Here is a 13,041-nt window from a genome sequence, read left to right as displayed (position 1 = left end):
CTAAAATCGGTATTTAGTGAAGGGATAGATTTTTTTAGTGAAGGTACCTTTCAAAGAAGTATGCATTTAGAGCATGCTCAGACCATCCATAAAGTCCTTTCGATATGATTTGCCGAGATGCACCTTGTGTCCTTTCAGAAAAACATAGCCTTCTGAAAGTGAGTCCACATGAGCAAAATTGATGAGGTAGGATCTATGAATACGCATGAAGCCGAAAGGCAGAAGTTTTTCCTCCACACTCTTCAGTGTATGACTGATGATGAATTTGTCCTTTTCCGTGAAGACATTTGCGTAATTGTCAAACGCCTCCACATACACGATATCTGAGGACATCACGGATACAATCTCCTGACCGTTTTTCAGAAATAACTTTTCGGGAGCTTTCTTCACTACTTCCTTTTCTCTCCTTCTTGACAGTGCAATCTCCACGTTGGCAATGAGATCGCGCTCATTAAAAGGCTTCACAATGTAGCCGGATGGGTTGACTTGCTTGGCCCTGTCCAGTGTCTTTTGATCGTAATAGGAGGTTAAGAAAATGAAGGGAATGTTTAGCTGTTTGGATAGCTCTATTCCATCCATCCTGCCATCAATGTTGACATCCAGAATGGCTAAATCAGCTGTATTACTTTCAAAAAAATCCAGGGCTTTGACCCCATTCAAAAAGGATGCTACTATTTCATACCCGTGCCGTTCGAGGGTATCTACAATATCGTCGGAGATCAGTGGTTCATCCTCCACCACTACTATGGTTGGTTTGCTCATGCGACCAGTTTGTATTGCGAAAGGGTTAGTTGCACACACGTGCCTTCCTCATTTAAAATACGTATTTCTGCCTCCAGTTTTCTGGAAAGGGATTTGATCATTTTCCAGCCAAAAGAATCTGATGATGATAACATGGATTCATCCACACCTTTTCCATTGTCCGCTACCGAAACCACTAATTGATTATTTTCTTCGAACAGTGAAATGGTGATTTTTCCATCCCTCTTGGTTTGGTCGAAAGCGTATTTCAGGGTGTTGGTAATCAGCTCATTTACGATAAGTCCCAAAGGAATGACTGTGTCAATGTCAAGCTTAATTCCTGACGAATGTACTTGATAATCAATCAGTTCTTCATTGACGCCAAAAGAATAAAACAGCTCTGACAGCAGGTTTTCAAAGTAATCCTGTGCATCCACTCCTTTCAGGTCGGTAGTACCATAAAGTCGCTGATGAATCAATGCCATAGCTTTCACCCTGTTTTCTCCCTCTCTTACCGCCTTTTGTGCTGCTTCATCTTCCAGGTTTCCTGCCTGCAGTTTTAATAGGCTGGATATCACCTGCAGGTTGTTTTTCACCCGATGGTGGATTTCCTGAATCAACATCTCTTTTTCACTGAGCGATTTTCGCTTCTGACGGAACATAAAAAAAGCTAACCCTGCCACGATAGCCAGCAGAATGGCAAATACAATTAACCCGTTTCGCTGCTGATCCTTCTTGCTCAGCGCAAGGGTTTGGAGTTGCGTTTCAGCATGTAACTTTGAAATCTCTGTCTCTCTTTTCTCCTTTTCGTAGAGTTGTTCCAGTTCAGTGGTTTTGGATAGCACTTCATTGTCCCACAGTTGCTCCTTTTGCTGAACCGCCTTTTTCAAATGAGCGAGTGCCTGATTGGAGTTGCCTAGCTTTTCATGCACACTGGCGGCCAGGTTGTTGTATTCATAGGCAATATCAGGCTTCACTTCCTCATTCACCACCTCTCCCATCTGGTTCAGATACTTAAGCGACTGCCCCAAATCATTTTGCTCGTAATAAAAAAGGGCAAGCGCATTGAGCACCTGGGCTTTGGTATCGTACGGGCTATCCTCATGGAGTAAAGCAGCTGCTTCTTCGTAGTATTTTGCTGCGGCATTCCGATTGTCAAGTGCTTCATGAGCAATCGCAAGGTTGATTAATTCGTGCAGGTATGCGGTAGCATTTTGCATTTCACTGGCTAAAACCAAGGCTTTATTTGAATAATGAATGGAGCTGTCGTATTGATTCAGAAAACGGCACACCGCACTGATATTGGTAAGTGTATTGAGGGTGCCATTTTTATCTTCTCTGATTTGCTTAATAGCCAATGATTTTTTGTAGGACTGCTTGGCTAACTCATACTTTTCAGTCTTTCGGTAGATGATGCCCATATTGTTGTGCAAAATGCCCAACATCCGTAAATCCTCCAGTGCTTCATACGTAATAGCTGCTTCCTTGTATTTCTCCAGGGCCTTTTCCAGTTCACCCTTAAAAGAATGAACCACTCCCAGATTAAAAACAGCGTTGGCCGCTCCTAGCGGGTCTCCATATTTGAAAGAATGATCGGCTGCCTTTTGGTAAAAGTAAATGGCCGAATCAAAGTTGTTTTGATAATCAAAAGCAAGGCCTTGTGCTCTAAGTCCCTTTCCTATCAGCACCGGGTCATCCAGTTGCTTTCCAATATCCAACACCCTGTTTGCGTAATGCCATGCCGAGTCAAAATTGTATTCCGCCCATTGGTAGTTGAGGTCAGAGTAGATACAGGCTCGTAGGCTATCATCGGCTACTTGATCTGCGGAATCAGTAAGCGAGCGTATCAACTGAAGGTTTTGAGAATAGGCGGTAAAGAATCCAAAAATTATAATCAGGCTGGCCAGCAGATTTCGCATGAGATAAAAATAATCGAATAAAAACAAAAAGCCCCATCCGCAAGGCAGACAGGGCTTTCGATTAGGTTAGGTCTAAATTATTCTTTTACGAATTTCTTCATGACAGACTTACCACCTTCATCTACAAGGTGAATCATGTACATGCCTGCATCCAGGTTGCCAACATAAGCTTTACCATCTACCAACTGACCTCTGTCAACAATTTGTCCGTTAAGATTGGTGATTGAGTAAGATACCTCATGACGTGTAGACACAACGTTTAGTCTATCTCCAACTCTATAGTTTGGATACATATTCACGCTTACAGGGGCACCTACAGAAGCAGATGACTGAGTAGCATATGAGCTAGTTGCTCCACCTACGCAGAAAGCAGTAGTCTCACTGGAACCGAATGCTCCACCCGAAGCGAGCGTAGTTCCACCGTCAGTCAGGCTGTAAGATCCGTTTCCATAAGAACAGCAGATTCCGTCACCGTAAGAATCGTTGATCACAAAATCATAGCATCCTGCAGCTAGAGAGATGTTCTCAGTAATTGTAGAGCCATCAGGCTGTGAACCGTAGGTTCCGCCAGAAGCAACCACAGTACCACCATCTCTGATCTGCCAGCTAGTTTCTTCAGGGTAGTTATCCAGTGTAATGGTAAGCGTAACAGTTGTGTTTCCACCTCCTGCATTTACTCTTAGGTCATCGATAGCAATATCACTAGACCATCCATTTCCGGTAGTTCCTACCATTCTAAGTTTCACATCAGCACCCAGGTAAGAAGCAAGATCAATACTAGCTGACTGCCATGAGTTACCCTGGTTTCCTGAAAGTGTCCAGATGTTTGTCCAATTGTTTCCATCAGTAGAAGCTTGTGCAGTAAGCGAACCTACGTTGCTTCCGTACATGTGGTACTGGAATGAGAAGGTTGCAGCACTTTCACCTGAAAGATCAAAGCAAGGACTTTCAAGAATTGCAGTTGCATTACTTCCTATCTGACCTGTGCTACCGTTGGTAGACGCCTCAAGGAACATGTAGTAAGATCCTTCCACTGCTGAGCTTGGTCCTGTATTTGATGAAGGTGTTCCGTTTGCATCTCGCACCCAGTTACCATCATCACCGGTTACCTGAGTCCATCCGTCATTCACCTCAAATCCTTGTGCATATGGAAGTGTTGCAGTTGTTGGACAACTCATACCTGCGCTTTGAGTAGTCACATTCAGAGCAGCACTTGCAGCAGAAACATTTCCAGCAGCATCTTTAGCTCTCACTGTGAACGAATAAGTTGTACTAGCAGTAAGGCCGGTTACATTAGCTGTAGTTCCTGTTACTGATCCAATGTTGGTACCTCCCTGATAAACATCATATCCGGTCACGCCTACATTGTCAGTAGAAGCAGTCCAGCTAAGTGTAAGACTAGTCTGAGTTACACTTGATGCAGAAAGGTTTGTAGGTACAGATGGTGCCTGAGTATCTCCAGCACTTCCTGTAATGTTTACTGTGTAATCCTCTACTTCACCATACTGGAACGACTCACAAGCTGTTGGGATGCCATTGTATTTCATGGAAACTCTCATTCGAGTATTTCCTTCCACAGCACTACTTGGTACCGTGAAGCTTCCGGAAACCGGAGTAGTTTGTGTTGCAGACTGTGTCCACACTTGCTCTCCAGCATCAGTAAAGTCACCATCCTTGTTGTAGTCAATCCAAACGCTGTATGCTTCGTTGTAAACTGTTCCAGTCCAGGTAGGAGTTACAGTGATAGTCGCAGAAGCATTTTTTGCAAGATTCGTTGATTGGCCAGTGAAGTCACCGTAACCACCAGAAGAAGCTCCGGTGCTATTATCAATCGTTCCAATTTGTACTCTGCTGATATACTCATCATTGGTGTTGTTACCATTCGATGCACAGTAGTTAAGCTGTACTTCAGTGGTAGTAAAGTTCACCGAGCTAGAGTAAGAAGAGTTTGAACCATCAGAACACTTGCTTCTAACCTGAGCTTCATACTGAGTCAAAGGTGTGAGTCCTGAAAGACTTGCAGATGCTCCAGAAGAAGCTTGAGTTGTCCATGTTGAAGTTCCGGTTTGTCTGTATCGTACATCATAAGTGGCTCCTGCAACAGCATTCCAGGAAAGTGAAGCTGTAGACGATCCTACGTTAGATGCAGAAAGACCAGTTGGAGTAGTAGCTGTACAAGGTACAGATGCTCCCAGACCAGTTACGATCAAAGAATAGTTTTGACTACCTCCAGAAAGAGATCCTTTGTGGGTAACAGTGATCGTGTAAGAACCAGTTGCACTAGCGATATCTACTCGCTCATATGGATCTACATTATTATCACCAGTTCCGTTTGAGTTTACACCTGTCAATCGATACGGATTGTAAGTGGTACCACCTTTAGAAACTCTGATATCAAGGTCGTTTACAAGAACAGGAGTAGTTTGGTTAGCTGTTCCAGTGTTTGCTGTACCCGCAGGATCTGTCCATGAGATAGATGCCATCAATGGGCTGCTTCCATCAGAATCAACATTCAATGTATATGTTTGGCCTGGGGTAAGTGTTAGCTCCGAAACGATTGAAGCTCCACCATTAGAGCTGATTACCTCAGCTGCTTTTTTAGCATTCAAAAGTCCCCATCCATAAACAGCATCCGGACCAGAAATACCTGCATCGTCAGCTGTATGTAGTGCCAATCCTTTAAGTGTAGCTGCTCTCATGAATGATCCATTCACATTGTTGTAATGCTGCTGAAGCAATAGAAGAGTTCCGGTCACATTCGGAGAAGCCATGGAAGTACCACTGATTGAATTGTAAGCCACGTCACTGTTGTCATACGTGGAGTAAACTCCAGTACCATTACCAGTGATATCAGGCTTAATTCTGTAATCATCTGTAGGACCTTCACTACTGCTACTGTTGATCACTACAGAGTTGAAAGTACCATCGTTGTTTACGTTGGCATCCTGACCATTAGCTACAACCATGTTGTTTTTTGAGGTAGAGTGTCCGGTTAGCTTGTCATAAGCTGACTGTCCTGCAAGTGGTTGTGCATTTGATGAGTTGTCGTTACCGTCGTTACCGGCAGCAACCACCATTAGGTAGTATGGTGAGTTGTACATTAATGCATCCCAATCTCTGGACTCTTCCAAATAAGCTCCAAAGTACCAGTCTGGCACTAGATTAGCTCGGTATCCATACGAGTGGTTGGAAAGAAGCATACCTGCAGACGCCTCAGCGGTAGCCTCAGATAAGTCATTGTTCCAATCATGCGTAAGCGCTCTTGCTTGAGGAGCCATACCTTTTGCAGCTGCCTGCACACCAGAAGCTACGATGGTTCCTGTTACGTGCTGAGCATGGAAGCTATTTCCATTCAAAGTAGTCACACCGTCATTTATCGTTACACGATTGTTTCCACCAGGTCCATCAAACTCCTGATGAGTGACTCTGGTAGCTCCACCATCCCACACATGAGCGGTCATGTTCTGACCATCAAGACTTAACCCTAACGAACCTCCAATGTTCAGGTGGTTAGCTCGAGTAGATCTCGCTGCATCCGCATTGTAAACAGTGTAATAAATCGGTTGACCATCTTTTGAGACTGCTACCAATTCATCTACAGAACCGTCTGAATTTGGTTTAAGAATTTCCCAACCTCGTAGAGATGCCATGTTGATGGCCTGGGCTTTTCGACTGTTCTCTTTCTGAGCAAAGTCTTGTTTTAGTTGGGTAAGTTTTGTTTTGTCGTATTTGCTGCTTATCTCTTGCTTCTGTTGTAAAGTCTGAGCAAAAGTCATCGTAGTGGACACGGCAAAGGCTAGCAACAACGCCTTAACCTGTCGCTTGTTTCTTCTCATAATAAAACGATTAGGTTATCAATTAATCCGACGAATATAAAGGTATTTTTCAGGGACTTCCAATAACCTTCGTCCTTAAAAAACTAATTCAATAAATTATTCTGTTATTTGTATTTAAATAGAATTTAATTCTTCAAAAATAAATTCAACCAAACACACTTGATTGTGTTTGTACAAAAACATGACAAAAATGGATTATCAAATGATAATGAAAGTTTCATTCTGTCGATGAAATAGATATTTGAATAGACGAATTTTCCTAAATTCCATAGAAATTGATACAATACATTTAAAATACGTTATGCGTAAACACACTTATAACACTTTATTAATCGTCTTGTTTACAATGGTATCATGCATGGCTCAACGCACAGATAGCAAGGAAGGAATATTGGCTGGAACAATAGGGCTGTATGAAGGAAACTGTATGCCCGGGCCAGGCGTGACTCCATGTGAACCAAAACCTATCGCAGCGACTATTCTCATCACTCAACTAGCAGAAAGTTTTGATGAAGCACTTCTGGTAAAGCAATTAAGATCAAATGAAGAAGGCGTGTATTCCACCAGTCTTCCTCCTGGTCAGTATAGTCTATTCTTAAAGGATGGAGATGAGATTGTGTGCACATTAATTCAATGTCCTGATAAGTGTATATGCCACCCATTTGAGATCAAATCAGACTCAACCACGATTGTAGATGCAAACCTGGATCATGCGACCTGGTAAACGCTAATCTTCTTTTCGTTCTACTAGCAAAACAAATCCCTCGTCCAACATTAAGTAGCCTTGCTCATAGCAAAAGTGATAAGTATCACCTGCCTTGGTGGTATAAGTATTTGTGTGGTAATCGAAATCAAACCCCTTTTTTAGGAGCTTATCCTTATGAGTTTTCCTCTTGCCGTCCGGATTCATTTCAGCTAAGATTCTCCTGTTTTTCGCTAGTGTATTATTCACATTTCGCATGTAATTGGTAGCCGCAGAATTAACCTTATTATTATATGCATTTCGGCAGGCATCCGAGCAGAATTTTTTGTCTATCCGACCCTGAACTGATCTTCCACACTCAGGACATTCTCTTTTTTCCATATTCTAAAGTATTGATATTCAGATACAAATCCAATTACAAACGACTACAAACGGATAATAAATGACTACAAATATTTAAAAACCGAATAACGTTTCCTTCCTAATCAACCTTTGCCATCGTCAAACGACAAATTCATCTACCAACGATGAAATATTTAAAAATTAAAATTTTACAATCATGACAAGTTTAAAAAACAGCGTACAACTAATTGGTAGATTAGGTAACGAACCAGAGGTTAGATCTTTTGAAAGTGGTAAGAAAATGGCAACCTTCTCACTCGCCACCAATGAAACCTATTACAACAACAAAGGTGAAAAAGTGACGGATACTCAATGGCACAACGTCGTAGTATGGGGCAAGAAAGTAGATGTAGTAGAAAACTATCTGCATAAGGGGAGTGAAATAGCTATGGAAGGCAAGCTGATCAACCGATCCTATGAAAAGGATGGAGTGAAGAAATACGTCACTGAGATTAACCTGAATGAATTGCTCATGATGGGCAAAAAAGATTAAATCAAATCAGGGGAGGTCCGCCTCCCCTACCTTATTAATATCCTTCCTGTATAAATTACTCCGTCAGCTTTTAACCGATAAATATAAATGCCGGATCGTAATGCTTCCGTACCGATAACATCCTGAGTCCCTTGAACCAGCTGAGAGTGAATGAGCGCTCCATTATGATCAATCAGTTCCAACACCGGAGTACGCTCTTCGAATTGCCGGGTTATGATACTTATAAACTCACCCGATTGAGCGGGATTCGGAAAAACCCTCACTGGAATCTCTGTGAGATAAAAAGAAGTACCGGCAGACAAGGTCAACTCCTCCCCATTAATAAACCTGATGGTAGCTCGATGTTCATTGTATCCTTGATTAGGTGATTTGTCCAGGTATGAAATAGTCTCAGAAAGTTCACTTAGCCTGGCTATTTCTACGTATTCATATAGATTATTTCTCTCCAGAATGATTTCATCAATCCCTGCGATCGTTCCTAGTGACAGGTTTAAATAAATGCCAGTATCTAACGCTATCGTCTGAAAAAAAGAAAACAGATAGCACCCAACTCCCTGCAGGGAATAGTCGAAGGTAGGAGTCGGTAGAAGGCTTTTGCCACCTGATAAATTTGGTCTGATTGAAAACCTTCGGTCTGCAAGTGAGCTGATATTATCTATCACCAAAAAAGTATCCATTACAGTGGTTATCTCTTCTAATTGCTCCTCACCTAGATTGAATACAGTGTAATCATCTGCATTGATAGCCGGATGCCACCGTAGCATAAGTGAGTCACCGCAATTAAATCCAACCCTTGCTTTTAGAGGCTCAGATACTGTGAAAAGATCTGTTTCAAAAAATTCTCCTCCAATTTGCATTCGTGCCCGAACCTCATCTCCAATGGATGGCGGACTATTCCAACGCCAGTAGCCTCTCTCTACATCAACTTCAGAATCGAGTACAATCCAGTTTGTATCATCGATAGTATAGGCTAGTTCTCCAATACCACTTTTTGCTGTAGACCAACGGAAATACGATCCCGTTTCTCCATTATAAGGCATATTGTCACTTCCCGTTGGAAAATCCCATTCGAAGCTATCGGCAATATCGTACTGCCATGCTAAGTAAAAGTCCTGTGATCCAGTAACCATGCTCCCCTCTACCTCTATAGTATATGAAGTTTCGGGATTTGCTATGGTCACTTGCTCTACATTATTTAGATTGTCTACACCACGGGTTGCGGGCTTGGAAAGATCATCCGCATCAGGGTTCGTGTCCAAAACCCACGGCAAAGTGGTAGTTGCTCCTCCACTTACCAGCCGAAGATCCAAATCATTAACCAGCGCTTCAAAATCATCCACATTAGCCGGTGGATCAGTCCAGACGAGCGTCACCTTCAGGTTAACTGCATCGGCGGGGATTCCTGCCAGGATAAACGAGGTGGTATTGCCATTAGTAACTAATCCATTAAAATATTGCATGCCTTGCAGTGCTTGAAGGCTTCTCCATGCATTCAAATTTCCAAACCCAGTGAAAAAATCAGGACCGGCTGCACCTACATCTTCTGCTGAATTAATCAATAAAGCCTTTACTAAGGCTGAAGGCATATCTGAGCTATTGTCAATTCTATATTGCTGCTGAAGCAATGTGGCAACTCCGGATGTAAGTGCTGCAGAATTAGAACTTCCGACAACACTATACGACACCACCTCGGGTTTGATACGCCCATCGTAAGTCGGCCCTCTGGACACAAAGCCAGGTACATTACCCAGTGTATCTACAGACCCAACCACCAATGAGTTTTTAGACATCTTTATATTACCGGTCAGATTTGCATATCCTGTGATTCCGTGGTAATTACCGCCATTGGCAACTCCGGCACCACCATTACCACTTGAAAAAACATGCAGCAGATTTGGATTATTTACGGCGCTCAAATCAAATGCACGAGCCTCTACACCATAGTGGCTCGTATCATCGGTAATTCCATATGAGTGATTCTGAGTCAGAATGGACAGATCCGTGTAAGAAGCATCCGAGTCAGGCATCACATCATCAAAACTCGAAGAGGTAATCTTTGCACTTTGGGCCACTCCACGCCCAGTCACGAATGAGTTTCCCCTACCCGCAATCACGGTGGCCATTTCTGTTGCGTGATTATCTATAGTCTCACTTTCCAGACCTGAAGCTACAGTTCTATTCAAGAGATCTATATCATCTTCGTTAAATCTATTTTCTTGTATGGATACGGTTTCTGTGGAGCCATTTAATACAGGAAAAAAATGATGCACCTTATTTACACGATTAGGATTCAAGTTCAAATCGATCACCCTACTCTCAACCGAAGGTGTCAAAGCTCGATTAGTTATGTGTACCACCTCTGGTTTTGGAAGAAGCGCATCAATCACCTTTGACCGATCACCTTCTACAATAATTGTATTCCTATCTGGAAATGTACGGATTACTCTGAGTTCATCCGGCAGATTAAGGTTCGTTCCTGGTCTGGTCACGATTTTAAAAAGGTTTGATTCATCACGAGCCAAATTCAACTTCCATCTATCATCAGCAGTCCAAGCGTGATTCGACGGACTATCTAAAATTCCACTCACAATATGATGATCCTTATCTAGAATCCTCCAGACTTCTAAATCAGGATTTTCTTTTCGAATCAAAGCCAAATCACCTTCAATCAGATAGTATGTATTTGGCTCGACCTGACTAGTAACTTCATTCTTTTTAATAGTGCTCCAGCTGTCAGGCTTTTGCGCGAAAAGCACACTGCACCAAACAAACAGAAGCATACTTAAAACAACACCTCTCATAGGTTTGCCAAATTAGACAAAACACCACATATCATCGATGAAAAAATATTATTCTTCGATTAATGCACATTTTTAATATTAAATATCTCTCATTTTAATTTTTAAGAAAAAAAATTGGATATTTTTTATATCAATCAAAATATTCTTCTGTTTATCAATTGATAATGTTGATAAAAAATAGAATATTGTTTTTATTTCTTAAATCAGAATATTTATATTGGCACTATATGTTTAACCTAATATTATTATGAGAAGATTAAATTATGCGCTATGGAGCGTGCTAGTAATGTTTCTAGCATTCGGTTTCACCTCTTGTACATCTGAGGATGAGCCAACAGCAGATGTGATTTCAGACGAGGTTTTGGCTCAATTTGCTGACCTAGGATTTGATGTGAGTGACATCCAGATGATCAACCATCGAAATCCTATTACTGGAGAATCAAGTAAGCAATATCAGCTGGAGGGCGATATCTTGATTCCCGAAACTCAAATGAGAGATATGCTTAACAGCGACATCTTTCACATTGGTGCTGTGGGTGAGCAGTACCGAACCAACAACCTAGTGAGTAATAACAGAACAATCCGTGTGTTAGGATACACCGGAGGTTCAAACGCACTAGACAACACCATGAGAACAGCTCTTTCTTGGGCTGTTGACAACTACAATGCTCTTAACATTGGGCTAAACTTCACACTTTCTTATGGTACTAATTACAATGCATATGACATTGTGGTTTACCGAGTAAGTGGTGGAGGTGGAGGATCTGCTGGATTCCCTTCAGGTGGCAACCCTTATAAGTGGGTTCAAATCCTGTCTGGAACCAGTAGCTACGGAACCAACACAACTGAGCACGTAATCGGTCACGAGATCGGTCACTGCTTGGGTCTTCGTCACACTGACTACTTCAACAGATCTCTTTCTTGTGGATCTGGTGGAAACGAAGGATCTGGTGGCGTAGGTGCTGTACACATCCCAGGTACTCCAACTGGTTTCGATGCTAATTCACTGATGCTTAGCTGCTTTAGCGCTAACGAAGATGGTGAATTTGGTAACTACGACAGAATAGCTCTTGAGTATCTGTATTAATTACAAATAATTGCCCTCACCAAATGAAAGCCGACTTTTTAGTCGGCTTTTTTTATATCAAATCAACAATGGTTTGGGCTTGGCCATTAAATGTAAATGAGTCATTTATTGCTTTATTCATCATTTCTTTTGCCAGAGGGGCACTTGGAGAAATAACAAAAATGCGTTTTTCATTGTGCACAACTTGTCCTATTGGAGCACTGATGTAAAACCATCCTTTGTTTGTTTGAATCAAACTACCACTCTTTACATGGTCTAGTGATTTTTCAGCATCTATGGACTTTAATGTGGCAAGTTGACTTAAATATAGATCGAGCTGATGGCTAAGCCTATTTCCCTCTTGCATCATCATTTCCCTACCAGTTTCATACTTGTCCCCCATGCTACTTTTGGTTTCAGAAATGGCAGATTCCCTTACAGCAGCCAGCTCCGCTTCTAAGTCCCCAATCTTGCCTTCGAGTAATTTGACACATGTATCATGAACTTCTTTCTTAAATGCTAAATCCATAGATCAAACTTAAGTCTAATAAGCAAAGAACATTAAACTTAAATATTTTGATCGCAATGAATAATGACTTTATTCAGCGAGATTGTCGATTGTCTCTTCTATGTCCTGCTTCACCTTTTCAAACCCATCACCAATTTCAGACATTGCCTCATTTACTTCCGATTTCACACCTTCCCAATTTTCTTTGGTTGCGGCCTTTGTTTTACGAATAGACTCTTCCAATTGAGTCTTCTTTCGCAGAAGGTTTGCCTTTGCTTCTTCCAGCGTTCGTTCTACCGGGCCTTCGTTGATATCCAATTCGTCTTCAACCTTCTCAATGGCATCTTCCACACTAGATTTCATTCTTTCAAGATCAGCAACAATTTCTTGTTTCTGATTCTCAAAATCCTCTTCTGCTCCTTCCTTGGTATTAGAGCAGGCGAATAAGAAAACTAATGTCAGAATTGAAAGTGATTTCAATGTAAGTCTTAAATAGCTGTTTGTAGATCTCATGGTATTTCAATTTTTTCGTTATGCTAACTCAACAAGAAAAAATGTACCAATACGGAAAT

Annotated in this window: 10 protein-coding genes; 3 read left to right on the top strand and 7 right to left on the bottom strand. The window is 41.7% G+C overall.

Annotated features, from left to right (window positions below; genetic code table 11):
- Nucleotides 1-66: 66 nt before the first annotated feature.
- From ACEQZT_RS04830 to ACEQZT_RS04820, 3 genes are all read right to left on the bottom strand, one after another.
- The gene (locus ACEQZT_RS04830) at nt 67-762 is read right to left on the bottom strand and encodes a LytR/AlgR family response regulator transcription factor (protein ID WP_370087786.1); all 696 of its coding nucleotides are present in this window, start codon (nt 760-762) and stop codon (nt 67-69) included.
- Nucleotides 759-2,660 (bottom strand): histidine kinase dimerization/phosphoacceptor domain -containing protein, encoded by a 1,902-nt coding sequence (locus tag ACEQZT_RS04825; RefSeq protein ID WP_370087785.1) that lies wholly within the window; start codon nt 2,658-2,660, stop codon nt 759-761. Before ACEQZT_RS04825 ends, ACEQZT_RS04830 begins: the two co-directional genes overlap by 4 nt.
- Before the next feature lie 77 nt (nt 2,661-2,737).
- The gene (locus tag ACEQZT_RS04820) at nt 2,738-6,496 is read right to left on the bottom strand and encodes a GEVED domain-containing protein (protein ID WP_370087784.1); all 3,759 of its coding nucleotides are present in this window, start codon (nt 6,494-6,496) and stop codon (nt 2,738-2,740) included.
- 358 nt (nt 6,497-6,854) lie between these two features.
- Between ACEQZT_RS04820 and ACEQZT_RS04815 the strand changes: the two genes are divergently transcribed.
- A complete protein-coding gene (locus ACEQZT_RS04815) occupies nt 6,855-7,220 on the top strand; it encodes a hypothetical protein (protein ID WP_370087782.1) in 366 nt (121 codons plus the stop codon).
- A gap of 3 nt (nt 7,221-7,223) precedes the next feature.
- On the opposite strand, the gene ACEQZT_RS04810 is transcribed toward ACEQZT_RS04815, so the two are convergent.
- Nucleotides 7,224-7,580 (bottom strand): hypothetical protein, encoded by a 357-nt coding sequence (locus tag ACEQZT_RS04810; RefSeq protein WP_370087780.1) that lies wholly within the window; start codon nt 7,578-7,580, stop codon nt 7,224-7,226.
- A 178-nt stretch (nt 7,581-7,758) separates the two neighbouring features.
- Here ACEQZT_RS04810 and ACEQZT_RS04805 point away from each other — a divergent pair, with 178 nt between their 5' ends.
- On the top strand, nt 7,759-8,094 hold the full coding sequence (locus ACEQZT_RS04805; protein WP_370087778.1) for a single-stranded DNA-binding protein: 336 nt from the start codon (nt 7,759-7,761) through the stop codon (nt 8,092-8,094).
- 26 nt (nt 8,095-8,120) lie between these two features.
- Here ACEQZT_RS04805 and ACEQZT_RS04800 read toward each other — a convergent pair whose 3' ends face one another.
- The gene (locus ACEQZT_RS04800) at nt 8,121-10,895 is read right to left on the bottom strand and encodes a S8 family peptidase (RefSeq protein ID WP_370087776.1); all 2,775 of its coding nucleotides are present in this window, start codon (nt 10,893-10,895) and stop codon (nt 8,121-8,123) included.
- A gap of 247 nt (nt 10,896-11,142) precedes the next feature.
- On the opposite strand from ACEQZT_RS04800, the gene ACEQZT_RS04795 reads away from it, so the two are divergent.
- Complete coding sequence (locus ACEQZT_RS04795; RefSeq protein WP_370087774.1) at nt 11,143-11,982, top strand: M57 family metalloprotease; 840 nt, start codon at nt 11,143-11,145, stop codon at nt 11,980-11,982.
- 52 nt (nt 11,983-12,034) lie between these two features.
- Here the strand turns inward: ACEQZT_RS04795 and ACEQZT_RS04790 are convergent, their stop codons facing one another.
- Together ACEQZT_RS04790 and ACEQZT_RS04785 are read right to left on the bottom strand one after the other, a co-directional pair.
- Nucleotides 12,035-12,490, bottom strand: a complete 456-nt coding sequence (locus ACEQZT_RS04790; RefSeq protein WP_370087772.1) for a hypothetical protein — start codon at nt 12,488-12,490, stop codon at nt 12,035-12,037.
- 69 nt (nt 12,491-12,559) lie between these two features.
- On the bottom strand, nt 12,560-12,982 hold the full coding sequence (locus ACEQZT_RS04785) for a hypothetical protein (RefSeq protein WP_370087770.1): 423 nt from the start codon (nt 12,980-12,982) through the stop codon (nt 12,560-12,562).
- Nucleotides 12,983-13,041: the final 59 nt, after the last annotated feature.

Origin of the sequence: Ekhidna sp., assembly GCF_964218185.1 — a bacterium.
Classification (GTDB): domain Bacteria; phylum Bacteroidota; class Bacteroidia; order Cytophagales; family Cyclobacteriaceae; genus Ekhidna.
Note: the sequence above shows the minus strand (reverse complement) of the source record. Positions and strands in the feature narration are given on the sequence as shown.